26 protein-coding genes are annotated in these 26,035 nt (G+C 71.3%); 13 read left to right on the top strand and 13 right to left on the bottom strand.

The features are described from left to right. Window positions 1-63 precede the first annotated feature (63 nt). Window positions 64-1,539: an APC family permease gene (locus tag AC3EU2_RS17590; protein WP_488177565.1), complete on the top strand. Its 1,476-nt coding sequence runs from the start codon at window positions 64-66 to the stop codon at window positions 1,537-1,539. Between the two features lie 42 nt (window positions 1,540-1,581). On the opposite strand, the gene AC3EU2_RS17585 is transcribed toward AC3EU2_RS17590, so the two are convergent. From AC3EU2_RS17585 to AC3EU2_RS17560, 6 genes are all read right to left on the bottom strand, one after another. Then, window positions 1,582-2,592 carry a LacI family DNA-binding transcriptional regulator gene (locus AC3EU2_RS17585; RefSeq protein WP_488177564.1) on the bottom strand — a complete coding sequence of 337 codons (1,011 nt, stop codon included), beginning with the start codon at window positions 2,590-2,592 and terminating at the stop codon, window positions 1,582-1,584. Window positions 2,593-2,620: 28 nt separating this feature from the next. Next, entirely contained in the window at window positions 2,621-3,562 is a 942-nt protein-coding gene (locus AC3EU2_RS17580; RefSeq protein ID WP_488177563.1) for a carbohydrate ABC transporter permease, read from the bottom strand. 3 nt (window positions 3,563-3,565) lie between these two features. After that, complete coding sequence (locus AC3EU2_RS17575) at window positions 3,566-4,585, bottom strand: carbohydrate ABC transporter permease (RefSeq protein ID WP_488177562.1); 1,020 nt, start codon at window positions 4,583-4,585, stop codon at window positions 3,566-3,568. Between the two features lie 95 nt (window positions 4,586-4,680). Beyond that, a complete protein-coding gene (locus tag AC3EU2_RS17570; RefSeq protein ID WP_488177561.1) occupies window positions 4,681-6,063 on the bottom strand; it encodes an ABC transporter substrate-binding protein in 1,383 nt (460 codons plus the stop codon). 157 nt (window positions 6,064-6,220) lie between these two features. Continuing rightward, on the bottom strand, window positions 6,221-8,671 hold the full coding sequence (locus AC3EU2_RS17565) for a DNA gyrase/topoisomerase IV subunit A (RefSeq protein ID WP_488177560.1): 2,451 nt from the start codon (window positions 8,669-8,671) through the stop codon (window positions 6,221-6,223). A gap of 70 nt (window positions 8,672-8,741) precedes the next feature. After that, window positions 8,742-9,383 (bottom strand): nitroreductase family protein, encoded by a 642-nt coding sequence (locus AC3EU2_RS17560; protein ID WP_488177559.1) that lies wholly within the window; start codon window positions 9,381-9,383, stop codon window positions 8,742-8,744. A 31-nt stretch (window positions 9,384-9,414) separates the two neighbouring features. Here AC3EU2_RS17560 and AC3EU2_RS17555 point away from each other — a divergent pair, with 31 nt between their 5' ends. The 4 genes from AC3EU2_RS17555 (at window position 9,415) to AC3EU2_RS17540 (ending at window position 14,625) form a co-directional block, all read left to right on the top strand. After that, entirely contained in the window at window positions 9,415-12,078 is a 2,664-nt protein-coding gene (locus AC3EU2_RS17555; protein WP_488177558.1) for a bifunctional acetate--CoA ligase family protein/GNAT family N-acetyltransferase, read from the top strand. A gap of 62 nt (window positions 12,079-12,140) precedes the next feature. Beyond that, window positions 12,141-12,767, top strand: coding sequence for a DUF5998 family protein (locus AC3EU2_RS17550; RefSeq protein ID WP_488177557.1), 627 nt, complete (start codon window positions 12,141-12,143; stop codon window positions 12,765-12,767). Continuing rightward, on the top strand, window positions 12,764-13,936 hold the full coding sequence (locus tag AC3EU2_RS17545) for an alkaline phosphatase family protein (RefSeq protein ID WP_488177556.1): 1,173 nt from the start codon (window positions 12,764-12,766) through the stop codon (window positions 13,934-13,936). The genes AC3EU2_RS17550 and AC3EU2_RS17545 overlap by 4 nt, the downstream gene beginning before the upstream one ends. Before the next feature lie 11 nt (window positions 13,937-13,947). Beyond that, entirely contained in the window at window positions 13,948-14,625 is a 678-nt protein-coding gene (locus AC3EU2_RS17540) for a thymidine kinase (RefSeq protein WP_488177555.1), read from the top strand. A gap of 136 nt (window positions 14,626-14,761) precedes the next feature. Here AC3EU2_RS17540 and AC3EU2_RS17535 read toward each other — a convergent pair whose 3' ends face one another. Further along, window positions 14,762-15,097 carry a hypothetical protein gene (locus AC3EU2_RS17535; RefSeq protein ID WP_488177554.1) on the bottom strand — a complete coding sequence of 112 codons (336 nt, stop codon included), beginning with the start codon at window positions 15,095-15,097 and terminating at the stop codon, window positions 14,762-14,764. A 367-nt stretch (window positions 15,098-15,464) separates the two neighbouring features. Between AC3EU2_RS17535 and AC3EU2_RS17530 the strand changes: the two genes are divergently transcribed. Beyond that, window positions 15,465-16,445, top strand: a complete 981-nt coding sequence (locus AC3EU2_RS17530; protein ID WP_488177553.1) for an HNH endonuclease signature motif containing protein — start codon at window positions 15,465-15,467, stop codon at window positions 16,443-16,445. A gap of 50 nt (window positions 16,446-16,495) precedes the next feature. Here the strand turns inward: AC3EU2_RS17530 and AC3EU2_RS17525 are convergent, their stop codons facing one another. From AC3EU2_RS17525 to sepH, 4 genes are all read right to left on the bottom strand, one after another. Beyond that, on the bottom strand, window positions 16,496-16,780 hold the full coding sequence (locus tag AC3EU2_RS17525) for an Ada metal-binding domain-containing protein (protein WP_488177552.1): 285 nt from the start codon (window positions 16,778-16,780) through the stop codon (window positions 16,496-16,498). 54 nt (window positions 16,781-16,834) lie between these two features. Continuing rightward, on the bottom strand, window positions 16,835-17,674 hold the full coding sequence (locus AC3EU2_RS17520; RefSeq protein ID WP_488177551.1) for an alpha/beta fold hydrolase: 840 nt from the start codon (window positions 17,672-17,674) through the stop codon (window positions 16,835-16,837). A 73-nt stretch (window positions 17,675-17,747) separates the two neighbouring features. Further along, complete coding sequence (locus AC3EU2_RS17515) at window positions 17,748-18,296, bottom strand: GNAT family N-acetyltransferase (protein ID WP_488177550.1); 549 nt, start codon at window positions 18,294-18,296, stop codon at window positions 17,748-17,750. A gap of 64 nt (window positions 18,297-18,360) precedes the next feature. Further along, the gene (gene sepH / locus AC3EU2_RS17510) at window positions 18,361-19,716 is read right to left on the bottom strand and encodes a septation protein SepH (protein WP_488177549.1); all 1,356 of its coding nucleotides are present in this window, start codon (window positions 19,714-19,716) and stop codon (window positions 18,361-18,363) included. A 114-nt stretch (window positions 19,717-19,830) separates the two neighbouring features. On the opposite strand from sepH, the gene AC3EU2_RS17505 reads away from it, so the two are divergent. From AC3EU2_RS17505 to AC3EU2_RS17475, 7 genes are all read left to right on the top strand, one after another. Then, on the top strand, window positions 19,831-20,949 hold the full coding sequence (locus AC3EU2_RS17505; RefSeq protein ID WP_488177548.1) for a ferrochelatase: 1,119 nt from the start codon (window positions 19,831-19,833) through the stop codon (window positions 20,947-20,949). A gap of 1 nt (window position 20,950) precedes the next feature. Further along, window positions 20,951-21,799: an inositol monophosphatase family protein gene (locus tag AC3EU2_RS17500; protein WP_488177547.1), complete on the top strand. Its 849-nt coding sequence runs from the start codon at window positions 20,951-20,953 to the stop codon at window positions 21,797-21,799. Window positions 21,800-21,958: 159 nt separating this feature from the next. Next, window positions 21,959-22,258 (top strand): DUF4193 domain-containing protein, encoded by a 300-nt coding sequence (locus tag AC3EU2_RS17495; RefSeq protein ID WP_035933564.1) that lies wholly within the window; start codon window positions 21,959-21,961, stop codon window positions 22,256-22,258. Between the two features lie 53 nt (window positions 22,259-22,311). After that, window positions 22,312-22,806 carry a dUTP diphosphatase gene (gene dut, locus AC3EU2_RS17490; RefSeq protein WP_488177546.1) on the top strand — a complete coding sequence of 165 codons (495 nt, stop codon included), beginning with the start codon at window positions 22,312-22,314 and terminating at the stop codon, window positions 22,804-22,806. Further along, a complete protein-coding gene (locus AC3EU2_RS17485; protein WP_488177545.1) occupies window positions 22,803-23,570 on the top strand; it encodes a DUF3710 domain-containing protein in 768 nt (255 codons plus the stop codon). The genes dut and AC3EU2_RS17485 overlap by 4 nt, the downstream gene beginning before the upstream one ends. Beyond that, on the top strand, window positions 23,570-23,938 hold the full coding sequence (locus AC3EU2_RS17480) for an OB-fold nucleic acid binding domain-containing protein (protein WP_035933567.1): 369 nt from the start codon (window positions 23,570-23,572) through the stop codon (window positions 23,936-23,938). The genes AC3EU2_RS17485 and AC3EU2_RS17480 overlap by 1 nt, the downstream gene beginning before the upstream one ends. After that, window positions 23,935-24,681, top strand: a complete 747-nt coding sequence (locus AC3EU2_RS17475; protein WP_488177544.1) for a DUF3159 domain-containing protein — start codon at window positions 23,935-23,937, stop codon at window positions 24,679-24,681. The genes AC3EU2_RS17480 and AC3EU2_RS17475 overlap by 4 nt, the downstream gene beginning before the upstream one ends. On the opposite strand, the gene AC3EU2_RS17470 is transcribed toward AC3EU2_RS17475, so the two are convergent. Then, window positions 24,666-25,352, bottom strand: coding sequence for a potassium channel family protein (locus AC3EU2_RS17470; protein WP_035933569.1), 687 nt, complete (start codon window positions 25,350-25,352; stop codon window positions 24,666-24,668). The genes AC3EU2_RS17475 and AC3EU2_RS17470 overlap by 16 nt on opposite strands. Before the next feature lie 18 nt (window positions 25,353-25,370). Next, complete coding sequence (locus AC3EU2_RS17465; RefSeq protein ID WP_488177543.1) at window positions 25,371-26,033, bottom strand: potassium channel family protein; 663 nt, start codon at window positions 26,031-26,033, stop codon at window positions 25,371-25,373. Between the last annotated feature and the right edge of the window lie 2 nt (window positions 26,034-26,035).

The following is a 26,035-nucleotide window of genomic DNA, read 5'->3' as shown; positions in this document are numbered from 1 at the left end:
GTGGGACACAGTGAGCCCCAAGGCGTCCCGATGTCCCGGGACCCCGGACGAGGAGGCCTGCAGATGAGTGGTCACACCGACGACCGCGGTGGCACGGGGGTCATCGACGAGTCCCACCACGGTGAGCCCGAGCTCAACCGGGTCATGGGCCCGAAGCTGTTGCTCCTCTTCATCGTCGGCGACATCCTCGGCACCGGCGTGTACGCCCTGACCGGTGCCGTCGCAGGCGAGGTCGGTGGCGCCGCCTGGGCGCCCTTCCTCGTCGCTTTCGTCATCGCCACCATCACGGCGTTCTCCTACCTCGAGCTCGTGACGAAGTACCCGCAGGCGGCCGGTGCGGCGCTCTACACGCACAAGGCGTTCGGCATCCACTTCGTGACCTTCCTCGTGGCGTTCGCCGTCATGTGCTCGGGCATCACCTCGGCCTCGACCGCCTCCAACGCCTTCGCCGGGTTCCTGCGCGACGGCATCGGGACCGACTGGGAGGCCGGCAGCACCCCGCTGCTCCTCATCGCCCTCGGCTTCATGGCGCTGGTCGCGGCGATCAACTTCCGAGGTGTGGGCGAGAGCGTCAAGGCGAACGTCGTCCTGACGATGGTGGAGCTCTCCGGTCTGCTCCTCATCATCTTCATCGGCCTGTATGCCGTCACGCAGGGCAAGGCGGACTTCTCCCGTGCCGTCGTGTTCGACAGCCCGAGCGACAAGAGCACCTTCTTCGCGATCACCGCGGCGACGTCGCTCGCGTTCTTCGCGATGGTCGGCTTCGAGGACTCGGTCAACATGGCCGAGGAGACCAAGGACCCGGTCCGCGACTTCCCCCGGGTGATGCTCACCGGCCTGGGGATCACCGGTCTCATCTACGTCCTCGTCTCCATCACCGCGGTGGCGCTCGTCCCGGTGGGCGAGCTCGCCAACCCCGACAACGATTCGGCGCTCACCCAGGTCGTTGCGACCGGAGCGCCGGACTTCCCGTTCGACAAGGTCTTCCCCTTCATCGGGATGTTCGCCGTGGCCAACTCGGCGCTCATCAACATGCTCATGGCCAGCCGGCTGCTCTACGGCATGGCCAAGCAGGAGGTGCTTCCGCCGGTGCTCGGGCGCGTGCACCGCAGCCGCCGCACCCCGTGGGTCGCGATCCTCTTCACCACGGCGATCTCGTTCGGGCTCATCTACTTCGTGTCGACCCAGTCCGACTCCGAGATCATCGCGGCGCTGGGCGGCACCACCGCCCTGCTCCTGCTCGGGGTCTTCACGATCGTCAACATCTGCGTGCTCGTCCTGCGCAAGAACCCGATCGACCGGAAGCACTTCGTCGCCCCGACGGCTCTGCCGGTCCTCGGGGCCCTGCTCTGCGCCTTCATGGTCGGCCCTTGGACCGGGCGCGACACGATCCAGTACCGCATCGCCGGGTGGCTGCTCGCCATCGGCGTCGTCCTGTGGGCCCTGACGTGGCTGGCCAACCGGTTCTTCTTCGCGAAGAAGACCTACATGCGTGACCCGGAGGAGCTCGAGGACCCCGACCACGCCCGTCACCACTGACCAAGAGTCGCCACCCCTGCCTCGGCGGGGGTGGCGAGGCAGTCAGGCCGGGGGAGCGGTGCTCGCGCGCACGACGAGCTCGGTCGGCACGACCACGTGGGTGCCCGCGTCCTCGCCGGCGGTGAAGCCGAGCTGCCGGAGGAGGATCTCGGCCGCCAGCCGTCCCTGCGCCGTGACGTCCTGGCGCACCGTGCTCAGGCCGAGGACGTTGCTCAGCGCGTGGTCGTCGATCCCGATGACCGAGAGGTCCTCGGGGATGCGCAGGCCCTCCGCTCGCGCGGCCGCCATGACGCCGATGGCCATCTCGTCCGAGGCCGCGGCGACGGCGGTCGGCCGCTCGGGCGCGTGCAGCAGCACGCGCGTGTCTGCGGCGGCGCTGTCCGCGCTCCAGTCCGAGCCGAGGATCCACTGCTTGTGCTCGGCGAGCCCGTGGCTGCGCATGACGTCGCGGAAGGCCTCGAGGCGGGCCTGAGGCGTCTGGATGTGCGCGACGTTGGAGGGCACGGCGCCGACGTAGGCGATGCGCTGGTGCCCGAGGGAGACGAGGTACTCGGTGGCGTCCCGCATCGCCTGGGCGTCGTCGATGCGGACGTTGGGCCGGTCGGCGACCGGTGTCCCGATCGCGACCAGCGGCAGCCCGAGCCGGTCGACGAGCTCGAGCTCCTCGGCCGTCATGGGCAGGTTGAGGGTGATGACGCCGTCGACGCGCTTCCACAGCATGTTCTGTGACAGGGGGAGGCGTCGGTCGTAGGACTCGTCCTCCAGGTCGAACAGCAGCACGTGGTGGCCGTGCTGGCGCAGCGTCTTCTCGATGGCGCTGACCACCGTGGCGAAGAACCAGCGGGTGAGGAACGGCGCGACGACGCCGACGACCTGGGTGCGACCCGAGGCCAGCGACGTCGCCGTGGGGCTGGCGACGTAGTCGAGGCGCTCGGCGACCTTGAACACCCGCTCACGGGTGCGCGGGCTCACGCGGTCCAGGCCGCGGAGCGCGCGGGAGACCGTGGCCACGGAGACCCCGGCCTCCCGCGCGACATCGGTGATGGTGCTCATCCGCCGACGCCGGTCTGGGGCAGTCATGTCAGCCCTTCAGGCCACCTGCGAGCAGGCCTCGGACGAAGAACCGCTGCAGGGCGAGGAACACGGCGACGGGGACGATCATCGAGATGAACGCACCTGCCGACAGGAGGTACCAGGCACTGCCTCGAGAACCCGAGAGCTCGGCCACCCGGACGGTGATCGGAGCGACGTCGGGCGTCCCACCGAGGAAGACCAAGGAGACGAGCAGGTCGTTCCAGACCCAGAGGAACTGGAAGATCCCGAACGCCGCGAGGGCCGGGGTGAGCAGGGGGAGGAGGATCTTGAAGAAGATCGTCACGTGCCCCGCGCCGTCCACCCGTGCCGCCTCCATGAGCTCGGCCGGCAGCTCGCGCATGAAGTTGTGGATGAGGAAGGTCGCCAGTGGCAGCGCGAAGATCGTGTGCGACAGCCACACGCTCCAGTACGACGCCCCGAAGCCGAGCTTGTTGACGTAGATGTCGAGCAGCGGGATGAGGGCGATCTGCAGCGGGACGATCTGCAGCGCGAACACGGCGACGAAGAGCGCGTTGCGCCCCGGGAACGGCATCCACGCGAACGCGTAGGCCGCGAGCGAGGCCAGGAAGAGCGGCAGGAGCACCGCCGGCACCGTGATGACGATCGTGTTGATGAAGTACTGGCTGAGGCCGGCCGAGCTGCCGGGCTGGAGGGCCTCGCGGTAGTTCTCCAGCGTGAAGCCGCTGGGATCGGTCAGCGCCGTCCACCAGCCGCTGCGGTTGATGTCCCGCTGGGTGCGGAACGACGTGACGAGCAGGCCGAGGGTGGGGGTCGTCCACAGGACCGCGATGAGCACCGCGACGAGCGAGGCCCAGCGGGACTGCAGGGCGCCGGCTGCCTCGCCGGTCGACTTCTTGAGCTTCTGGGCGACGGGCGCGGCGTCGGGGGCCACCGACTCGGGCGTGACCGCGGGTTGCAGGGTGCTCACGGCTCAGGCCTCCTTTCGCATCTGGATGATGTTGTAGACGACGATCGGGATGACGAGGATGAAGAGCAGCACCGCCAGCGCCGCACCGAGGCCGGGGGCGTTGTAGCGGAAGCTCTGGCTGTAGAACTCGTTGGCGACCACCGAGGTGTCGAACTGGCCCGCGGTCATGGTCCGCACGATGTCGAAGACCTTGAGCGTGCCTATCGCGATGGTCGTGAGGACGACCACGAGAGCCGCGCGGATGCTCGGCAGGGTGATGTGCCGGAACATCTTCAGGCCGGCGACGCCGTCGAGCCGCGCGGCCTCGATGATGTCGTCGGGGATCGCCTTGATCGCGGCCGACAGGATCGTCATCGCGAAGCCGGCCTGGATCCAGACCATGACGATGATGAGCATGATGGTGTTGAGCGGTGCATCGAGCAGGAACTGCCGCGACTCGAAGCCGAGGCTCTTGAGGATCTGGTTGAGCAGGCCGATCTGGGGACGCTCGGTCTGCTTGTACTGGTAGACGAACTTCCAGATGATGCCGGCGCCGACCATGGAGATGGCCATGGGCAGGAAGATGAGCGCCTTGGCGAACGCCTCGCCCCGGGCCCGGTCGATGAGGATCGCGTAGAGCAGGCCGATCGCGGTCGCGAGGAACGGCACGAGGATGACCCAGAGGGCGGTGTTGCGCAGCACGACGAGCAGCTCGGGCTGGGTGAACATCGCCACGTAGTTGGAGAAGGTGAAGCCGCCCTCACCCGACTTGCCGCGTACCGACTGGATGATCGTGAGGACGGCCGGGTAGACGAGGCCGATGGAGAGGAGCAGGACGGCGGGCGCCGCGAACAGCGCGCCCTGCGCCTGCTCGCCCTTGCGGCCCTTGAACAGCGAGGCCACGAAGAGCACCAGGCCGAACACGGCGGCGAAGAACGCCACCGCGAAGAACATGAGGAAGAACTTCCCCGCGACGCTCTCGGCTCGCAGGAACGGCTCGGGGATGATTCCCGACGGCGCGACGCTCAGCACGCTCGCGACCATGACTCCACCTCCAGGTGTGGGGGGTGCAACGAAGGAAGCCGGGGTGGGGTGGGCGAACCACCCCACCCCGGCGTGTGACCGATCAGCAGATCAGGTCAGGACTTGGGCCAGGAGTTCTCGATGTAGTCGAGAGTGGCCTTGTCGTCCTGCCCCGTGATCCAGTTGGTCATGCCCTTCCAGAAGGTGCCCGAACCCACGGCGCCCGGCATGAGGTCGGAGGCGTCGAACCGGAACGTCGCACTCTTGTCGGTGAGGATCTCCGCAGAGAGCTTGTCGACCGGGTTCTTGAGCAGGGTCGGGTCGGCGTTCTTGTTCGCGGTCACGCAACCGCCGCCACCACAGGACTTGGCGCGGCTGTCGGCCCACTCGACCGAGGCGAGGTAGGTCTGGAACGCCTTGACCTCGGGACGGTCGGCGAAGGCGGCGACGAACTCGCCACCACCGAGGACCGGCTTGGTCGAGGTGTCCTTGGCCGGGAGGTAGAAGGCCCAGACGTCGCCATCCTCGGCGACGTTCGTGCCCTTCGGGAAGTTCGCCGCGTAGAACGACGCCTGACGGTGCATGTAGCAGCCACCGTTGTCGAGGAGCGGCAGACCGGCGTCCTGGAACGCCGTGGACGCGATCGTCTTCACGTCACCCTGACCGCCGTTGACGAACTTGTCGTTCTTGAGGATCTTGCCGACCTCGGCGAGGGCCGTGGCGACCGCGGGGTCGTTGAAGGGGATCTCGTGGTTGGTCCACTTGTCGTAGACCTCGGGACCGGCCGTGCGGAGCATGACGTCCTCGACCCAGTCGGTGGCCGGCCAGCCGGTGGCGTCGCCGGACTCGATGCCCGCACACCACGGCTTGGAGTCGGGGTCGTCGGCGGCGATCTTGTCGGAGAGTGCCAGGAGGTCGTCCCACGTGGTGGGGATCTCGTAGCCCTTCTCCTCGAAGGCGGCCGGCGAGTACCAGACGAAGGACTTGACGTTGGCACCGAGCGCGGCAGCGTAGAACTTGCCGTCGACCGTGCCGTAGTTCTTCCAGTCGGGCATGTTCTTGTCGACGTTCGCCGCGACCTCCGCCGGGGCGGGGATGACCTTGCCGGTGGCGACCATGGTCTTGAGCAGGCCGGGCTGGGGCAGGTAGGCGATGTCGGGGGCGTTGCCACCCTTGACGCGCACGGGCAGCTGGGCCTCGAACTCCTTGGAGCCCTCGTACTTGATCTCGGCGCCGGTGCAGTCGATGAACGGCTTGTACGAGGCGATGTGCGGCGCGTCCTCGGGGGCGGTGATCGAGGTGTAGACCGTCACGGTCTTGCCCTTGATGTCACCGAACGCCTCGTACGGCTTGCAGTCGATCGCGCTCGCGCTGCCGGACGCACCGGCGTCCGCGCCGTCGTCTCCGTCGTCGGAGGAGCCGCAGGCCGCGACACCGAGGGAAACCGCCACGAGGCTCGAGAGGAGCATCGCGGATCGGCGCTGTGATTTGTGGGCCATTGCCCGCCTCCATCTGTTGGGGGACGCGCCGGGCCCTGGCTTAGGTCCTCGGCGCTGAGGGATCCTTTGGCAGTGTAAAAGCGCTTACACACGAGCGGAATGCTTTGGCCGCGATTCCCGGTCACGATCCCGTAACGCGGCGGTCACCGCGCCCACCTCACGAGAGCGGGCCGGCGATCCCCGTGATGACGGCCGAGCCCGGGATGCCGGAGCCGTCCCGGCGACCAGTGGCCTCGGGCAGCTCGAGGGCGACACCGCCGGCGCCACTGGCGCGGGCCGGGATCGGGCCGACCCACGCGAGCACGAGCGTGTCCTCACCCTTGAGGAAGCGGTGCGCGCGCACCCCGCCGGTGCCGCGTCCCTTGGCGGGGTACTCGGTGTAGGGGGTGGCCTTGATGGCTCCCGGCTGGGTGCCGGGGAGGGCGTCGGCCGCGCCGCTGGCGGTGACGACGACCGACTCGCGGGACGGGTCGACGACGCCGAAGAAGGCGACCTGCTCACCCGCAGCGAGCCGGACGCCCGCCATGCCACCGGCCGAACGGCCCTGCGGCCGGACCGCGCTGGCCGGGAAGCGCAGGAGCTGGGCGTCGGTGGTGACGAAGACGAGGTCCTCGTCGCCGGTGACGACCTGGCCGGCGCCGACGACGCGGTCGCCGTCCTTGAGGGAGACGACCTCCCAGTCGCGCGAGCGCGGTTGGTCCGGGATGACCCGCTTGACGACGCCCTGCGCCGTCCCGAGCGCCAGTCCCGGACCCTCAGGGTCGATCGAGACGACGGTGACCGGCTCCTCGCCGCGGGGGAGGTCGACGTAGGCGGCGAGCGGAGCACCGCCCGAGAGACTGGGCGCCCCGCCGAGCGGCGGGAGCGTCGGCAGCTCGAGCGCGCTGATCCGGACCATCCGGCCGAGGCTGGTGAGCAGCCCCACCTCGCCCCGGGCGGTCGTGCGGACGGCCGCGATGACGGCGTCGTGCTTGGCGCGCGGGCCCTCCGCGGGGATGGGGTCGTCGGTGGACGTGCGGGCGAGCAGCCCGGTGGAGGACAGCAGGACCCAGCAGGGGTCGTCGGTGACCTCGAGGGGCGCGGCGGAGCTCACCGGGTTGCCGGCCGACTCGAGGAGCACCGTGCGGCGTGGGGTGCCGTGCTTCTTCGCGACGTCGGCGAGCTCGCTGGACACGGTGCGCTGCAGGAGCTTCTCGTCGCCGAGGATGGCGGACAGCTCCTCGATCCGGGTCCGCAGCTCGTCGCGCTGGGTCTCGAGGTCGAGGCGGGAGAACTTCGTCAGCCGGCGCAGCTGGAGGTCGAGGATGTGGTTGGCCTGGATCTCGGACAGGTCGAAGACGCTCATGAGCCGGGAGCGCGCCGTGGCGGTGTCCTCGCTCGTGCGGATGAGCTGGATGACCTCGTCGATGTCGAGGATCGCGACGAGCAGGCCCTCGACGAGGTGCAGCTGGGCCTCGGCCTTGCGCAGCCGGTGGGCGGTGCGTCGCCGGACGACGTCGATGCGGAACTCGACGTAGTGGCGGAGCAGGTCCTTGAGGCCGAGGGTCTGCGGCTGGCCGTCGACGAGGGCGACGCTGTTGATGCCGAAGGAGTCCTCCATCGGCGTGAGCTTGTAGAGCTGCTCGAGGACCGCCTCGGGGTTGAAGCCGTTCTTGACCTCGATGACGAGCCGGAGCCCGTGCTTGCGGTCGGTGAGGTCCTTGACGTCGCTGACGCCCAGGAGCTTCTTGCCCTGGACGAGCGTCTTCATCCGCTCGATGACCTTCTCCGGGCCGACGAGGTAGGGGAGCTCGGTGACGACGATCCCGGCCCTGCGCGGGGTGATCTTCTCGATCCGCACCGTCGCGCGGGTCCGGAAGCTGCCCTTGCCGGTGAGGTAGGCGTCGCGGATGCCGTCGAGGCCGACGATCCGACCACCCAGGGGCAGGTCCGGGCCGGGGACGAACTTCATGAGGTCGTCGAGGCTGCAGTCCGGGTGGGCGATGAGGTGACGGGCGGCGCCGACGACCTCGACGAGGTTGTGCGGCGGCATGTTGGTGGCGAAGCCGACCGCGATGCCGGCGACCCCGTTGACGAGCAGGTTGGGGTAGGCGGCGGGCAGCACGCCCGGCTGGAGCAGCTGGTCGTCGTAGTTCGGCACGAAGTCGACGGTGTCCTCGTCGAGGCCGGCGGTCATGACGAGCGCCGCGGCGGCGAGGCGGGCCTCGGTGTAGCGGGAGGCGGCCGGGCCGTCGTCGAGCGATCCGAAGTTGCCGTGACCGTCGACGAGCGGCAGCCGCATCGTGAACGGCTGGGCCATGCGCACGAGGGCGTCGTAGATCGCCGTGTCGCCGTGGGGGTGGTACTTGCCCATGACGTCGCCGACGACCCGGGAGGACTTCACGTGGCCGCGGTCGGGTCGCAGCCCCATCTCGCTCATCGAGTAGAGGATCCGGCGCTGCACCGGCTTGAGGCCGTCACGCACGTCGGGCAGGGCCCGCGAGTGGATGACCGAGACGGAGTACTCGAGGAACGCGTTCTGCATCTCGAGGCCGACGTCGATGTCGACGACGCGGCCGTCACCGACCGCGAGGTCGTCGGGAGGGGTGGTCGTCGTGCGCTTGGCCATGGGGCGGGGGTCTACCTCGGTGGTGTCGTGGTCTCGCGGACCTGCCGCGGGTCGATCACCGCATCCTCCCTCAGGGGCTCGACGTCCCCGACCCCGACGCGCCGAACCGTCCGCGGTGCAGGACGTCCTCGACCGGGCGGCGCCCCCTCGTGAGGGACGGGCTGCGCACCCGCTCCGCCTCGTGGCCCAGAGCGATGACGCCTACGACCCGACGGTCGGACGGGACGGCATACGCCGTCCTGAGCGCGTCGTGACGGGACCCGGGGACGCCGAAGAACAGGGCTCCGAGCCCGGCGTCGACCGCCCCGAGCAGGACGATCATCGCGGCCATCGCCGTGTCGGTGTCCCAGTACGGGATGGGCCAGCGGTCGAGGGAGCGGTCGGTCCACCCCTTGTCCGGCTCCGCGTAACGGTCGAGGTATGCCGTCGGGTCGGCGAGCATGACGAGCAGCACCGGGGCGGCCGACACCCCGCGCAGCCATCGAGAATTCTGGTCGGGCTCCGGTGCGTTTCGCTCGCGGGTCACCTCCCAGAAGCGCTCGCGGTCGGCGGCGTCGGTGAGCGCGAGGACGTCCCAGCCCTGGGTGTGCCCGGCGCTGGGGGCGCGCTGCGCCAGACGGACGAAGCGCTCGACCGTGTCGAACGGCACGTCGCGATCGGGCCGGAAGCGTCGCACCATCCGGCGTCGCGACACCGCGTCGATGAGATCCATGCCGCACATCGTGCCGTGCCACGATGTGCCCATGAGCGAGGACGTCGAGCTGCCGCCGGGCTACCCGGTGCAGTGGGAGGCCGACGTCGTGCTCCGTGACGGCAGCGTCGGCCACCTGCGCCCGATCCTGCCCACCGACGAGGAGAAGATCCACGCGTTCCACGCGCGGCAGTCGGACGAGTCGATCTACATGAGGTTCTTCGCGCCGCTGCGGCGCCTCTCCGACAAGGACGTCCACCGCTTCACCCACGTCGACTACGCCGACCGCGTCGCGCTGGTCATCACGGTGAGCGACGAGATCCTCGGCATCGGGCGCTACGACCGGATCGACGCCACCTCGGCCGAGGTCGCCTTCAACGTCAGCGACCACTACCAGGGTCGTGGCATCGGGTCGGTGCTGCTCGAGCACCTGGCCGCGATCGCCCAGGAGTTCGGCATCACCCGCTTCACGGCCGAGGTGCTGCCCCAGAACCGCAAGATGCTCACGGTCTTCTCGGAGGCGGGCTACGAGGTCAGCCGCAAGGTCGAGGACGGCATCGTCGCCCTGCACTTCGACATCGAGCCGACCGACCGCTCCAAGGCCGTCGCGATGTCGCGCGAGCACCGCGCCGAGGCGATCAGCGTCAGCCGGATCATGCGTCCCCGGATCGTCGCCGTCATCGGCGCCGGGCGGTCCCCGCAGACGATGGGGCACCACTTCCTCAAGAACCTCCTCGAGGGCGAGTTCACGGGCGAGGTCCACCCCGTCAACCGCAAGGCGAAGGCGATCCTCGGGCGGACGGCATACGACACGATCGGTGACGTGCCCGGTCCGGTCGACCTCGCGGTCATCGCGGTGCCGGCGCCGAAGGTGCTCAAGGTCGTCGACGAGTGCGCGGAGGCGGGCGTCGCGGCGCTGCTCGTCGTCAGCTCCGGGTTCGGCGAGGGTGGGGGCGAGGGGGACGAGCTCCAGGCGGAGCTCGTGCGGCGGGTGCGCGGGTCAGGGATGCGCATCGTCGGGCCCAACTCGTTCGGGATCATCAACACCCACCCCGGGATGTCGCTCAACGCCTCGCTGTCGCCGGCCATGCCCCCGGTCGGGCACCTCGGCCTCTTCGCGCAGTCCGGCGCGCTCGGCATCGCCGTCCTCGCGTCGGCGGCCCGGCGCAACCTCGGGATCTCGACGTTCGCCTCGGCGGGCAACCGGGTCGACGTCTCGGGCAACGACCTCATGCAGTACTGGATCGACGACGACGACACCCACGCCGTCGGTCTCTACCTCGAGTCGATGGGCAACCCGCGCAAGTTCTCGCGGATCGCCCGCAACCTCGGCCTCATCAAGCCGGTCATCGTCGTCCAGTCCGGCATCTCGGCCTACGGCACCCCGCCCGGTCACCGGGTCCGGCGGACGAAGGTGCGCCCGGCGGTGTTCGGCGCGATGCTGCGGCAGGCCGGGGTGGTGAGGGTCTCCAACGTCCACCAGCTCTTCGACGTCGCCCAGCTCGTCGTCCACCAGCCCCTGCCCGCCGGGCGGCGCGTGGCCATCGTCGGCAACTCGGCGGCGCTGGGTGCGCTGTCGGCCGGTGCGGTCGCGGGTCGCGGGCTCACCGTGACGCACGGGCCCGTGAGCCTGCCGTCGGACGCCACCCTCGAGGCGTTCCGGGACGCGCTCACCACCGCCTTCGACGACCCCGACGTCGACTCGGTGATGACCTGCTTCATCCCCCCGATCGTCGCCCACGACGAGGACGTCACCGATGCCGTGCGCGCCGCGGCCCGCGGGTCCGACAAGACCTGCGTCGCGACGTTCCTCGGGATGCGGGGGGTGGACTCCTCCACCCACATCGACGAGGGTGGCACCGGGCAGGCGATCCCCATCTACGCGATGCCGGAGGACGCGGCATACGCGCTCGCGAAGGCGACGAAGTACGCCGAGTGGCGCAACAAGGACCACGGCGTCCCGGTCGCCCCGGTGGGGATCAACCGGCGCGTGGCCGAGGACGTGGTCCACACCGTCCTGTCGGTCAGCCCCGAGGGACGGCGCCTCAACCCGGACGAGACACGGGCGCTGCTGACCGCCTACGGGATCGAGGTCTGGCCGTCCCGGCAGGTGACGACGGTCGAGGAGGCGGTGGAGGCGGCCGACGAGATCGGCTACCCCGTGGTCCTCAAGTCGACCGCGCCGATGCTGCGTCACCAGGGCGGGATCACCGGGGTACGGGTCGACCTCGGCAACGCGCAGTCGGTGACCGAGGCATGGGTCTCGCTCCACGACCGGCTCTCGCCGCTCGCGGCCGGCCAGCTCGAGGTGCAGCAGATGGCGACCCCCGGTGTCGCGTGCCTCGTGTCGTCGGACGAGGACGCGCTCTTCGGGCCGGTGGTGAGCTTCGGCGTGGCGGGGCTCCCGACCGAGCTGCTCGACGACATCGCCCACCGCATCCCGCCGCTCACCGACGTCGCCGTCTCGGAGCTCATCTCCTCGGTCAAGGCGGCGCCGGTGCTGCACGGGCACCGCGGGTCGACCCCGGTGCACCGCGCCGCGCTCGCCGACCTCATCGCGCGGGTGTCGGTCATCAGCGACGACATGCCCGAGGTGGTCTCGATGCGGCTCAACCCGGTCAACGCGCACCCCGGGGGCGTCGAGGTACTCGGCGCCGAGGTCACCGTGGCACCGATGGCCCGCCGCACCGACCCGGGGCGGCGCTCGCTCACCTGAGCACCGCGGGCGGACGGCGGGGACGGGGCGGACGGCGGGCGGGGTCGGCGCCGTGCGGCAGAATGGCGGGTATGAAGCCCTCGTTCGACGTCCCCACCCTGCCGGTGGACCTCACCTCCGCGATCGAGCGGGCGGGGTACTACCCGGCGCTCGTCGGCGACGTCGTCTCGGCCGCGCTCGCCGGTGAGGAGGTCCGCTCGCACCTCGTCCACCTCGAGACGACGTTCGACCGCGACGTCATCCGGCGCCACGTCACCGTCCTCGTGCTCACGCCGTCGCGGCTCGTCATCGCCCACGCCGACGACCACGCCGACGAGGGGGCCGGTGAGGCCGAGGGCGCGCCCGCCGGTGTCGTCGAGCAGGAGGTCGCCACCGCGACCACCGAGAGCATCCCGCTCTCCGCCGTGCGCGGGGTCATGCTGACCCACGTCGTCGCGGACCCCCAGAACTACGTCCCCGGGTCACTCGGGCGTGAGCTCACGCTGACCCTCGGCTGGGGCGCCGTCAGCCGCGTCGACCTCCTCCCCGCGACCTGCGGCGAGCCGGGCTGCGACGCCGACCACGGCTACGACGGCACGATCTCCAGCGACGACATCGCGCTGCGCGTCTCGGCCACGGCCGACGGCGACTCGGCGCTCCAGCAGGCCATCTCGTTCGCGCACGCCCTGTCGGCCTCGCTCGGCCGGTGACGTCGAGCGCGCCGGTGCCGTCGTCCCGGGCTGCACCCGGGCTCGCACCCGCTCCGTCGTATGCCGCGGGCGGACTCGGTGACGTCCTGCCGTCCGTCCTCGCCGCCCTGGGCGTGCCCGGTTCCGGGCCTCGCTGGACGCTGGCGCCGGCGCGCAGCGCCGTCGTCGTCCTCGTCGACGGCCTGGGCTACGACCTGCTGCGCCGCCGCGGTGGGCACGCCCCCTGGCTGCGCACCCTCTTCGCCGACGGGCTGCGGGTGGCCAGCGGGTTCCCGTCGACGACGCCCGTGTCGATGGGCTCGTTCGGCACGGGTCTGAGCCCGGGCTCGCACGGGCTGGTCGGGTTCGAGGTGCTCGTGCCCGGCGAGGACCGGCTGCTCAACGAGCTGTCGTGGGAGAACGGCCCCGTGCCCGAGCGCTGGCAGCCGCGCGCGACCTGCTTCGAGCGGGCCGTGGCCGGTGGTCTCGACGTGGCCCGGATCGGACCGGCGTTCTTCGACGGCTCCGGCCTCACCCGCGCGGCCCTGCGGGGAGGTCGCTTCGTCTCCGCGAAGACCCTCGACGCCCGCGTCGACGCAACCCTGGCCCACGCACGCTCCCGGCCGGCGTCGCTGACCTACCTGTACTGGGGTGACCTCGACAAGGTCGGCCACGTCCACGGGTGCGAGTCGTGGCAGTGGGGCGACGAGCTCGAGACGATCGACCGGGCGCTGGCGCGGCTGGCCGACGGGCTGCCGTCCGACTGCTCGCTCACCATCACCGCGGACCACGGGATGGTCGACGTCCCGATGGCCAACCGCGCGGACGTCGCGTACGACGCGGAGCTCGCCGCGGGGGTGCGGCACACCGGCGGTGAGCCGCGGGCACCCCAGCTGTACTGCGAGACGGGCGCGGTGGACGACGTCCTGGCGACGTGGCGCGCCCGGCTGGGCGACGTGGCCTGGGTGCTGTCCCAGGAGGAGGCGGTCTCGGGCGGACTCTTCGGTGCCGTCCACGACGAGCACCTCGCCCGCATCGGTGACGTCGTCGTCGCCATGCGCGAGCCGCACGCCGTCGTCGACTCGCGCCACCACCGCCCGGAGCTGCTGGCCCTCGTCGGCCTGCACGGCTCGCTCACCGACGACGAGGTGCCGGTGCCGATGTTCCACGTCCCCGCACGCTCGTCATAGGGTGTCGGCTCGTGGCTGAGTTGGTGTTCTTCTCCGGGACGATGGACTGCGGCAAGTCCACCCTCGCGCTCCAGATGGACCACAACCATCGGGCTCGCCAGCGGGTCGGGCTGATCTTCACCAAGCTCGACCGCATGGGGGAGTCGGTGCTCTCCTCCCGGCTCGGCCTCTCGACGCAGGCGCACGAGGTCTCCGACGACCTCGACTTCTGGGACGTCGTCGTCGAGCACCTCACCCACGGCCAGCGCGCCGACTACCTCATCTGCGACGAGGCCCAGTTCTTCACCTCCGCGCAGATCGAGCAGCTCGCCCGGATCGTCGACGAGCTCGGCATCGACGTCACCTGCTTCGGCATCACCGCGGACTTCCGCACGGAGCTGTTCCCGGGCTCGAAGCGGCTCTTCGAGCTCGCCGACCGCGTGCAGGTCCTCCAGGTCGCGGCGCTCTGCTGGTGCGGCGCCCGAGCCACCCACAACGCGCGCATCATCGACGGTGTCATGGTCGTCGAGGGGGAGCAGGTCGTCGTCGGCGACACGGCGGCCACGAGCGACAGCCTCGTCGAGTACGAGGTGCTCTGCCGGCGCCACTACATGCGCCGGATGAACAGCCACGCGGCGCGGCTCGCGTCCGCGACCCCGGACGTCCTGCCGTTCGACCTCGACGTGTGTGCGGTGCCTCCGAGCGGCTGACCGCCCGCTCCTTCTCCGCCGTATGCCGTGTGCTCGCGCCGGTGTTCGCGCACGGCCTCGTGGGCCAACGCCGTTCTCCTGCATGCCTGGTGACCGGTTTCGGCCACGGGTGACTGTCAGTGGTCGCCGGTAGGTTTCAGGTATGGAGATCGACGAGGCACTGCGGACCCTGCGGGAGTCCACCGCCGGTGTCGCGCGCGCTCTGGCCGACGCCGACCTCGCAGCGCTGTCGCGCGAGCAGCTGCTCGCGGTCGTCGAGGAGACGCACCGGTCGACGAACATCCTGGCCGGCGTGCAGACCGTCGCGGTCGCGCACGTCGCCGCGGTGGAGGACGTCGTCGACCGCAACGGCGAGTGGGTGCAGCAGCACCGCGGGCTGGGGCACCGGTCCCTGGACGCCCCCGAGCTCGTCGGACCGATGCTGGGGATCACCGAGCAGGCCGCGACGACCCGGGTCGAGGTCGCGATCCACCAGGTGACCACGACGCCACGATTGGTCACGGAGATGGTGTCCGGCGAGCTCGACGCGTGGCGGGCGCGGGTGGTGACGACGGAGGTCGAGGTGTGCCCCGACGGGAGTGCGCGCGCCATCGTCGACGCGCTGGTGGCGCACTACGGCGCCCGGGGTGGGTGGGACGAGACCACGGGTCCGTTGCGGGCTCGGGTGCGGCGGATGATCGCGCGGGCTCACCCGGAGCTGGTGGCGGCGCAGGCCAAGGCGGCCCGGGAGGGGCGGTCGGTGCGTCGCTCGCCGGCGTCGCTGGGGACCGACCACTGGGAGGCCGAGCTCCCGGTGGAGCAGTCGGCCCCGATGTGGCAGGCCGTCGACACGTTGGCGCGTGCCCTGCGCCGCGCCGACCCCGACCTCACCCTCTCGCAGGCCCGCGCCGACGCGCTGGCCCAAGCTGGTCCTCGCGCAGGCCGACGTCACCGTCCACCTCCACGCGACGGTGCCGGCAGATGCCACGGTCCCCGCGGAGGGCGCCACCGCGACCTCCGTCCGTACGGACGCACCACAGGGTGCATCGCCCCGGACCGCCGCCGCCGCCGACGTCGCGACCGATGCGACCGATGCCTCCTCGCGGCTGACCGAGGTCGGCGGCCTGGGGTCGACGGTGCCCACCCTGGTGGACCTCGAGGCCCTCGCGGCGAGCGTGTCGCTGGTGCCGTCGACGCCACTGTCGTGCGACGCGGACACCGGCGCCGTCGTCGGTGGGGTCGTCCCGGCGTCGTTGGCCAAGCGTGCTCGCAAGGACGCCGCGCGCCGCAGCGACGGGTATGTCGTCCCACCGGACATGGCGCGCCTGGTCCGGCTGCGCGACGGGCGATGTCGGTTCCCGAACTGCTCCACCAACGCGATGTTCACCGACCAGGACCACGTCATCGCCTGGCCCGTCGGAGCCACCACGCCCACCAACCTCATGTGCTTGTGCCGTCGACATCACCGGATCAAGCAACGACGCGGGTGGACCGTCCGACTCGACCCCGACGGGACCGCGTACTGGACCGACCCCGCCGGCCGGAGGTCGACGACCCACCCCATCGACCACCTCGACCGCGCCATCGTCCCTCTCGCATCGTCGACGTCGCCTCCGTGTGACCCGACCAGGGGTGGCAGCGAACATGCCCCAGCGGCCCGGGAAGCACAGAGCGTCCGAGCCGAGGGCTCGTCACGGGGGCGCGAGCTCGGTGCTCATGACGTCCCGTCCTTGCTCGAGGACCACCTGTGGCGGCAGGTCGAGCTGCTGGAGCGGGACGGGGCGCCGGCCCCGGTCACGGTGTGGTGGGTGCCGCGGGCGACGGCGCAGCCACCGTTCTGAACCGCGGACGCGCACGGCCGAAACGCCGAGGCTGGGTGGCGACACGAGGCTCAGGCCTCGGCATCCGAGACCTTGCGCGACTCCTCGCCTGCCAGCCACTGGCGGTACGTCGACCGGAGGCAGTGGCCGCAGGGTCGGTACCCGGCAGCGATGGCCACCTCCTCGTCGGCGAAGAACACCCGGTGCTGGACGTACTGGCCCTTGGCGAGGTGGCGCAGGGCCGTCGGGCAGTCGAGCCGGCCGTAGATCTTGCCGCGCCGGTGTCCGCCGACCGTTCCGGGTGCGGCTGACTGGAACGGTCGACCATCGTGATCCAGCATGGTGTAGGTCTTCACAGCTCCGAGTGTGCTCGGGAGGAGCCACGTGCGGGGCGGGGTTGGGCGAGCTGCTCAGGCGTTCTCAACGAGCCGGTCCATCGCGGCGAGGACGCAGCCCGGTGCCTCGTGCCAGAGGAAGTGTCCCGCGCCCGGCTCGATGTGGGACCAGGCGCCCGGGATGCGCTCGGCGGTGCCGACGCCGGCGCTGGGTGGCATCGGGCTCAGCTCTCCCACGAGGACGCCGACGGGCACGCTGATCGTCGGAAGCGACGCTTCCAGCTCCGGCAGGTGGGTCATGAGGTCGGAGAACAGACCTTGGCTCGCGGGCTGGGAGAACTCCACGTGTGGCATCGGCGGGGCCGAGCGAGGATCGGCGAAGTACGACCCCCAGAAGAGGGACAACGCCTCGTGCACCTCATCGGGCGTCGACTGCCCGGCGGAGTCCTTCTCGTCCAGGGCGCGAGCCCGGTCCCGCAGGGCCTCCGGGACGCGCGCGAGCATCTCGGCCGCGAACGCGCCTTCGCCGCCGTCGCCAACCCCACCGAGCGGGTCGACCGACAGCACGCCGGCGAGCCGGTCCGGGAGGGCCACCGCGGCATGGAACGCCAGGTGTCCACCCCATGAGTGACCCATGAGGTGGGCCGTCTCCCATCCCAAGCCGTCCAGGACGGCGGCGATGTCGGCCAAGGCCTCGGCGATGGTGAACTCGCCCTGATCCGTGGAGGGGGCGAGACCCCGTTGTTGGTAGGTCGCCACCGTGTAGCGGGCTGCCAGCTCCGCCACGGCATCGTCGAGGTAGTCATAGTTCATCCCCGGACCGCCGTGAATCGCCAGCACTCGCGGCCCTACGCCGCTGACCCAACCCGACAGCGCACCGGAGCTGGTGGGAACCGAGAAGCGAGCTCGTTCCATGACCGAAGCGTAGGACTCCGCCTTGTGTTGGGCAGCGCTTGCGCCCGAGCAGACGATCGAACCGTTCGACCGGTCAGGGACCCGCGACGACGTCGTGCCACGGCCGTGGGTCGGTCCGCAGCAGCGAGTAGAGCAGCACGTCCTGGTTGCGACCGTCGTTGAAGAACGCGCCGCGCACGGTCCCCTCGAGCACGAACCCGCACTTGTCGGCGACGCGGCGGGAGGCGAGGTTCTCGCCCACGATGACGAGGTGGATGCGGTGCTCCTTCTTGGCGCCGAAGAGGTGGTCCACGAGCAGCTGGACCGCTTCGGTCACGAAGCCCCGGCCTGCGTACCGGTCGTCGTACAGCTGGTAGGACAGCTCGAACGCATCCCAGTACGAGACCGGACGGAAGAACTCGATGTGCCCGGCGATCTCGCCGTCCGGGGACTCGATGACGAGCATCCCCTCGGTCTTCTGCCAGAAGCCGTGCTCGGCGAACTCGCGACGGAAGGCGGTCTGCGACATGACCCCGAGCGGGAAGTAGGCACCTCGGTTGCGGATGTTCGTGTGGGCGTCGTACAGCGCGTCCAGATCCGTCTCGCGGACCTGACGCAGGGTCACCGACCTACCCGCCAGCACCCGTCCAGCGTAGGCCCGGACCGAAACCCCGCGGGAGGTCACGGGCGACCCCCCCCCGTGCGGGTCAGGCGCTGCTGCCGCCGCGTCCGCCGCCGAACATGATGTCGTCCCAGCTGGGGACGCTGGTGCGGCCGGCCTTGCGGCCACCGCTCTTGCGGCCTCGCGGGGCCGCCGTCGGAGCGGCCACCGGCTCGTCCCGCGCCGCCGGGCTCCGGTCGCCGGCCTCGTCCGAGTGGTCTGGATCGTCAGCGTCAGCGTCAGCGTCGGCCCGGCCGTCGTCCGTGTCGACCTCGTCCGTGTCGCCGTCGATCGAGTCGGTGTCCGCCGAGCCGTCCGGCACCACGTCGTGCGCCGCCGGCGACCCGGAGAGCTCGTCGTCGGAGAAGGACGCGCTCGGGTCGGACGGCTGCTCGTCGTGCGCATCGACGTCGGAGAACTCCGGGGTCGTGTCCAGGTCAGCCTCGGCACGCTCGTCGAGGTGCGCGCCCACCGGGTGCTCACCCCGTGCAGCGGGAGGCTCAGGAGCGTCGGCGGTGTCCATGACGAGGTCCTCGAGCGGGAGGGCGTCCTCGCGCGGCGCGTCGGTGACGGGCGTGTGGGTCGGCGTCGTGCGGCCACGAGAGCGTCCACGACGCGAGCGGGTCGACTGCTCCCGCATCGCCGCCATGAGGTCGATGGGCTCACGAGCCGACGACGACGACGATGACGACGACGACGACGACGCACGGCGCGCCGGCTTCGTCGCGTCGACGCCACCTTCGGCCTCGAGGTCGAAGACCGCGTTGGCCGGGTTGGCGTTGCTCGCCACGTGCGGGGTCGGGATCGCCGAGTCGGCGCTGACCTCCTCGCTCAGCCAGCGGGCCTCGTCGTTGACGGGGATCAGCGAGCGCAGGCGCGGGTCGAAGCGCCACGACGCGGTTCGCTCCCGACCGCCGGCGGGGAAGGTCACGGCGACGGTCCAGCGGCCGTCGTCCAGGCGGGCCGAGTCCCACTGCACGAGCTCGCCGCGCACGCCGCGCTCCTTGAGCCGCTCGTCGGAGCGGGACCCGAGGGTCTGCTCCGGACCGGCGGAACCCGACGCGGACCGGAGGTGCCCGACGACGCAGGTGCGGGCCTGCTGGGCGATGTACTCGCGCTCGGCCAGCACCGGGCCCTCGAACTTCTGCACCTTCTGGATGGTCCAGCCGGCACGGTCGGCGACCTCCTCGGTGGACAGCCCCGACCGGATGAGGGCCTGGACGTCGCGCGGACGCAGCCCCCCGTCGATCTCGATCTGGAGCTGGCCGAGCCGTGGCCGGTCGCGCCGGGCCGCAGCGCGCATGGCCTCGTCGAGGGGTGCCCGGTAGCGCTGCCCCTCGGCGTCGGACAGGAGGACGTGCTCGCCGTCCTCGTGGACGCCGATGAGGCGAAGGTCCTTCATCTGAACTCTCCCGGGCTGTGGTGCGGTCCCCCTGACTGTGCCATCCCTGGCCCGCACGTCAAAGCAGCCCACGCCGGTCACGATCTCCTGACCTCGCCTCGTTAGGTTGGACCCATGCCGACCACGTCCCACGACGACGCCCTCGCCCCGTACGACGCCGTCCTCCTCCTGTCCTTCGGGGGCCCCGAGGCGCCCGACGAGGTCATGCCCTTCCTCAGGCGCGTCACCGCCGGCCGGGACGTCCCCGAGGACCGCCTCCAGGAGGTGGCGACGCACTACCACCACTTCGGTGGGCGCAGCCCGATCAACGACCAGAACCGGGAGCTCCGCGCCGCCCTCGAGGCCGAGGTCGCGCGTCGCGGCTCGACGGTCCCGGTCCTCTGGGGCAACCGCAACAGCGACCCCTACGTCACCGACACCCTGCGCGGGGCCCGGGCCGAGGGGATGCTGCGCATCTGCGTCGTCGTCACCTCCGCCTACTCGTCCTACTCGGGGTGCCGCCAGTACCGCGAGGACCTGGCCGCGGCCACCGAGGAGCTCGGCGGCGCCGGAGTCGACCTCGAGATCGACAAGGTCCGCCCCTACGCCCTCCACCCGGGCTTCGTCGCGGTCAACACCGAACGCCTCGTCGAGGCCGTCGCCGACGTCCCCGCGGCCGACCTCGCCGGAGCACGGCTCCTCTTCGTCACCCACTCGGTGCCCGAGGCGATGGACGACACCTCCGGTCCGGGCGACGGTGACGGCAACCTTTACGTCGAGCAGCACCTCCGCGCCGGCCACCTCATCGCGCAGGGCCTCGCAACGCGCACCGGCACGACCCTCGAGCACGAGCTCGTCTTCTGCTCCCGGTCGGGCAGCCCCCGCACCCCGTGGCTCGAGCCCGACGTCAACGACCGGATCGAGGAGCTGGCCGCCGAGGGTGTCTCCACCGTCGTCGTGGCCCCCATCGGCTTCGTCTCCGACCACATGGAGGTCGTCAACGACCTCGACCGCGAGGCGCAGGAGACGGCCGACCGGGTCGGCGTGCGCATGATCCGGGTCCCCACCGCCGGAACCCACCCGGTCTTCGTCGAGGCGCTCGTCGACCTCCTCCACGAGCGCGCCGCCGAGGCGCGTGAGGAGGTCGTCGTCCCCGCCCGGGCCGACCAGGGCGACCTGCGACCCTCCGTCTGCGACCCGGGCTGCTGCCCGAACCTGCGTTCGGCCAGGCCCGCCCTCTGCGGCAGGGACTGACATGGACCTCTCCCTCCCCGACGACGCGCTCGCCTCCGCCCTAGAGGCCCTCGCCGCCGACGTCGCCCGCTCGGCCGGCCGGCTCGTCGTCGACGAGCGACCCGACGCCGTCGAGGTCTCCGCGACGAAGTCCAGCGCCACCGACGTCGTCACGGACATGGACCAGCGCTCGCAGGACCACCTCGTCGCCCGCCTGCGCGAGGCCCGCCCCGATGACGGCGTCCTCGGCGAGGAGAGCGGGGGGGCCTCCGGCACGTCCGGGATCACCTGGGTCATCGACCCGATCGACGGCACGGTCAACTACCTCTACGGCATTCCCGCGTATGCCGTGTCCGTCGCCGCCGTGGTCGGCGACCCCACGACGGCCGGAGCCTGGCGTCCCTTCGCGGGCGCCGTCTACAACCCCGTCACCGACGAGCTCTACCGGGCCCGCGCCGGTGGCGGGGCCCACCTCGTCGTCGGCGACGGGCAGCGCCGGCTCGCGCCCACCCCGTGCTCCGAGCTCGGCCAGGCGCTGGTCGGGACCGGGTTCGGGTATGCCGCGCGGCGCCGCGAGAGCCAGGGGCGCCTCGTTCTCGACCTGCTCCCGCAGGTGCGCGACATCCGCCGGATCGGCAGCGCGGCCCTCGACCTCTGCGCGGTCGGTGCGGGGCTGCTCGACGCCTACTACGAGACCGGTCTCAACCCGTGGGACCTCGCCGCCGGGTGGCTCATCGCCACGGAGGCCGGTGCGGTCGTCGGAGGGCTCGACGGTCCGGGCGCGGCGCTGACCTGGGCCTGCGCGCCGGGACTGTCCACGACCTTCCCCGTTCTCGTCGAAGCAGGGACGCGGGAGCACCTGGAGGACTAATCTCAGGCACTCGGTGGCGTCCCTGCGGCAGATGGTGCACAATCACGGCTCCCAACGGGCACAAAACCATCAGTCCGTGCGTTGACTGGGCGAAGCAGGGACGCCACGCACCGGCAGATGAGCCGGTGACGGGCCACAGGACATGTGGAAAGGAGAGCAATGGCAACTGACTACGACGCGCCACGCAAGACCGACGACGAGATGTCCGAGGACTCCATCGAGGAGCTGAAGACACGTCGCAACGACAAGCGGTCCTCCAGCGTCGACGTGGACGAGACGGAGCAGGCCGAGGGGTTCGAGCTCCCGGGAGCGGACCTGTCGGGCGAGGAGATGTCGGTGCGGGTCATCCCGCGCCAGGCCGACGAGTTCACCTGCTCGCGGTGCTTCCTCGTGCATCACCGCAGCCAGCTGGCGAGTGAGAAGAACGGCCAGATGGTCTGCAGCGAGTGCGCCGCCTGAGAGAGGGCGGCACCGGCCGGAACGAGCCGGAGTTCGAGATAGGGTCAGTCACCGTGACTGGCCCTTCTCGCATTCCGGTCGCCTTCCGGCGGCTGTCCGCGCAGGCCCACATCCCGGCATACGCCGCAGAGGGTGACGCGGGAGCCGACCTCTCGGCGACGGCCACCGTGACCCTCGCCCCGGGTGAGCGCGCGCTCGTCCCGACCGGCATCGCCATCGCGCTCCCGCCCGGAACCGTCGGCCTCGTCCATCCCCGGTCGGGCCTGGCCGCGCGCCACGGGATCTCCGTCGTCAACGCGCCCGGGACCATCGACTCCGGCTACCGCGGCGAGATCCTCGTCAACCTCGTGAACCTCGACCCGACCGAGCCGTTCACCGTGCACGTGGGGGACCGGATCGCCCAGCTCGTCGTCCAGGAGTACCTCCACGCCGAGTTCACGGAGGCCGGTTCGCTCCCGGAGAGCGATCGGGGTGACACTGGACATGGATCCACCGGAGGCTTCGGCACGACGCCTCCAGCAACCTTCGAGGAAGTGACCACACCGTGAGCATCTTTCGCCGGCGCAAGGCCGACGCAGAGACCGCAGTCGACGGTGACACCGACACCGGTGCCACCGACCCGAGCGAGCAGGACGAGGCCGCGGACGACGCGGAGACCACCGTCCCCGACGCTCCCGTCGACCGCACCACCGGTCCGTTCGACGCCGCCGAGGTCGAGGACGACGACGGCCGGCTCGACCTGGGCGCCCTCCGCCTCCACGGACGTGAGGGCATGGAGCTGCGCCTCGAGATCGACCAGGAGCAGCAGCACGTCATCGCCGCGACCGCCGTCCTCGGCGAGTCAGCGCTGCAGATGCAGGCCTTCGCCGCCCCCCGGACCGGTGGCCTCTGGGCCGACATCCGCTCCGAGATCGCCGTGGCCATCGAGACCCAGGGCGGCACCGCGGACGTGGAGCAGGGCGACCTCGGCGCGGAGCTGCGCACCCGCATGCCCAGTGCCGGGCCCGACGGCCGCACCGTCTTCGCGCCGGCGCGCTTCCTCGGCGTCGACGGCCCGCGCTGGTTCCTGCGCGGCGTGATCTCCGGCCGCGGCGCCATCGACGAGGCGGCGGCGGCCCCGCTCCTCGAGATCTTCCGCGGCACCGTCGTCGTGCGCGGGAGCGACCCCATGGCTCCGCGCGAGCTGCTCCCGCTGCGACTGCCGCAGGAGGACGCGGCGCCCATGCCGACCGCCCCCACCGACCTGCCCCCGACGTCGACGGACGACCTCAACCCCTTCGAGCGCGGGCCAGAGATCACCGAGGTGCGGTGATGGGACTCAAGGAGCGGCTGCGCGACCTCGCCCGGACCGAGACCCAGCTCGAGGCCGACGAGATCCGCGAGCGGACCCTGGCCGACCCCGAGTCGGCCGTGGCCTGCGCCGGCGAGCTCGTCGACCGCCGCCCGGCCACCGTCGCCGGCAGCATCCGGTGCATCACCATGCCGCCGCGCCAGAGCGTCCCCGTGCTCGTCGCCGAGCTCTTCGACGGGGAGCGGTCGGTCAACCTCGTCTGGGTCGGCCGGCGTCGCATCGCGGGCATCGAGCCCGGCGTCTTCCTCGTCGCCGAGGGCCGGGTCGCCAAGGTCAAGGGCCACGCGACGATCTTCAACCCGACCTACCAGATCGTCCCCACCAAGTGACGACCGACCGCACGCCCGACGCCTCCGCCGTGACGACGCCCGCGGGGAGGCAGACCGCCCAGACCGTCGAGCAGCTCATCCGGCACCGGCTGTCCACGGCCCTCGGCGGCTGGCGCGGCTCGTTCGAGACCGCGCTGCCGACGGTCGCCTTCATCGCCCTGTGGAGCTGGCGCCAGGACCTGCGCCTCGCCGTGTGGTCCGCGGTCGGGGTGGCGGTCGTGCTCGCCGTCGTCCGCGTCGTGCAGCGCTCCAGCCTCCAGCACGTCCTCGGTGCCGTCTTCGCGACGGGCATCGCGGCGTTCTTCGCGATGCGCAGCGGCAAGGCGGAGGACGCGTTCCTCCCCGGGATGCTGCTCTCCGGTGGCTACCTCGTGGGCACGATCGTCTCGATCCTCGTCCGGTGGCCGGTCGTCGGCTTCCTCGTCGGGGCCGGCGACCCGCGCGCCGCGGACGACCCCTTCGGCTGGCGGCGCGACTCGGGCATGATCCGGGTCTGTTCGCGGCTCAGCTGGGTGCTCGTCGCCCTGTACGCCATCCGGCTCTCGATCCAGGTCCCGCTGTACCTCGCCGCCCAGGTCGAGGCCCTCGGCGTCGCCAAGATCGTCCTCGGCTGGCCCCTGTGGATCGCCGGCGTGGCCGTCATGGGGTGGCTGCTCATGCGGGGGAGCACCCCGCAGGAGCTCGACCCGCGCCTCGTCGCGGACCCCGACGACCCGCGAGGACCCGCTCAGTCGTCGAGCTGACGCTTCTGGCGGGTGCCGGGGCTGAGCATCGACTCGAGGTCGGCCTCGCCGTCGACGGTCGTGATGAAGAGCAGCTCGTCGAGCGGCTCGAGCGCGTCGTCGCGGCTCGGGGCGATCGGGTGCCCGCCGCGGATGATGCCGGTGAGGACCGTGTCGGCGGGGAAGGCGATGTCCCCGACACGCGCGCCGGCATACGGGCTCCCCTCGGGCAGCGTCATCTCGACCATGGCCGCGTGTCCCTGCTGGAACTCGAAGATCCGCACGAGGTCCCCGACGGAGACGGCCTCCTCGATGAGGGCCGTCATGAGCCGCGGGGTGGAGACGGCGACGTCGACGCCCCACGCCTCGTCGAACATCCACTCGTTCTTGGGGTTGTTGACCCGCGCGACCGTCCGGGGGACGCCGAACTCGGTCTTGGCGAGCAGCGAGACGACGAGGTTGGCCTTATCGTCGCCGGTCGCCGCGACGACGACGTCGCAGTCGGCGACCCCGGCCTCGGTGAGCGCGCTCAGCTCGCAGGCGTCCGCCTGCAGCCACGCCGCGTCGGGGACCTTGGCCACCCGCTCGCCGTCGGCGTCACGGTCGATGAGGAGGAGCTGGTGCCCGTTGCGGATGAGCTCGCGGGCGATGGAGCGGCCCACGCTGCCGGCTCCGGCGATGACGACGCGCATGTGGTGGGGTCCTAGCTGTCAGCGGGTGGTGGGGGCGGCGTCGAGGACCCGCTCCGCCTCGGCGAGGTGGTCCCGGTCGAGGGCGAGGTGGACGAGGTCGCCGTCCTGGAAGACGGTGTCGGCCCCGGGGATGAGACCCTCGCCCAGACGGCTGACGTAGGCCACGCGCCCACCCGCCGCCTTCTCGAGGTCGAAGAGGCGGTGCCCGACCCAGGCCTCGTTGATCGGCATCTCGGCGATGACGACCCGGCCGCTGGGGTCGGTGTACTCGGGCACGTGGCCCTGGGGGAGCAGCCGACGCAGCACCTGGTCGCTCGTCCACTTCACGGTGGCCACGGTGGGGATGCCGAGGCGCTGGTAGATCTCGGCGCGACCGGGGTCGTAGATGCGGGCGACGACGTTCTCGACGCCGAACTTCTCGCGGGCCACCCGGGCCGCGAGGATGTTGGAGTTGTCACCGCTGGAGACCGCCGCGAAGGCGTAGGCCTTCTCGATGTCCGCCTGCCGCAACGTGTCCCGGTCGAAACCCACCCCAACGACACGCCGCCCCTCGAAGGACGTCCCCAGCCGGCGGAAGGCCGTCTCGTCCTGGTCGATGATGGCCACCTCGTGGCCGGCCCGCTCGAGGGCTCGGGCCAGGGAGGAACCGACGCGGCCGCAGCCCATGATGACGAAATGCACGC

Source organism: Knoellia sp. B-D-2 (assembly GCF_057714695.1).
This window is presented reverse-complemented; position numbering and strand designations above follow the sequence as displayed.

Bases quoted from the DNA above. Each gene is read 5' to 3' on its own strand.
- AC3EU2_RS17590 (WP_488177565.1), top strand. From the start codon at position 64: ATGAGTGGTCACACCGACGACCGCGGTGGCACGGGGGTCATCGACGAG.
- AC3EU2_RS17585 (WP_488177564.1), bottom strand. From the start codon at position 2,592: ATGAGCACCATCACCGATGTCGCGCGGGAGGCCGGGGTCTCCGTGGCC.
- AC3EU2_RS17575 (WP_488177562.1), bottom strand. From the start codon at position 4,585: ATGGTCGCGAGCGTGCTGAGCGTCGCGCCGTCGGGAATCATCCCCGAG.
- AC3EU2_RS17570 (WP_488177561.1), bottom strand. From the start codon at position 6,063: ATGGCCCACAAATCACAGCGCCGATCCGCGATGCTCCTCTCGAGCCTC.
- AC3EU2_RS17565 (WP_488177560.1), bottom strand. From the start codon at position 8,671: ATGGCCAAGCGCACGACGACCACCCCTCCCGACGACCTCGCGGTCGGT.
- AC3EU2_RS17560 (WP_488177559.1), bottom strand. From the start codon at position 9,383: ATGGATCTCATCGACGCGGTGTCGCGACGCCGGATGGTGCGACGCTTC.
- AC3EU2_RS17555 (WP_488177558.1), top strand. From the start codon at position 9,415: ATGAGCGAGGACGTCGAGCTGCCGCCGGGCTACCCGGTGCAGTGGGAG.
- AC3EU2_RS17550 (WP_488177557.1), top strand. From the start codon at position 12,141: ATGGCGGGTATGAAGCCCTCGTTCGACGTCCCCACCCTGCCGGTGGAC.
- AC3EU2_RS17520 (WP_488177551.1), bottom strand. From the start codon at position 17,674: ATGGAACGAGCTCGCTTCTCGGTTCCCACCAGCTCCGGTGCGCTGTCG.
- sepH (WP_488177549.1), bottom strand. From the start codon at position 19,716: ATGAAGGACCTTCGCCTCATCGGCGTCCACGAGGACGGCGAGCACGTC.
- AC3EU2_RS17505 (WP_488177548.1), top strand. From the start codon at position 19,831: ATGCCGACCACGTCCCACGACGACGCCCTCGCCCCGTACGACGCCGTC.
- AC3EU2_RS17500 (WP_488177547.1), top strand. From the start codon at position 20,951: ATGGACCTCTCCCTCCCCGACGACGCGCTCGCCTCCGCCCTAGAGGCC.
- AC3EU2_RS17495 (WP_035933564.1), top strand. From the start codon at position 21,959: ATGGCAACTGACTACGACGCGCCACGCAAGACCGACGACGAGATGTCC.
- AC3EU2_RS17480 (WP_035933567.1), top strand. From the start codon at position 23,570: ATGGGACTCAAGGAGCGGCTGCGCGACCTCGCCCGGACCGAGACCCAG.
- AC3EU2_RS17470 (WP_035933569.1), bottom strand. From the start codon at position 25,352: ATGCGCGTCGTCATCGCCGGAGCCGGCAGCGTGGGCCGCTCCATCGCC.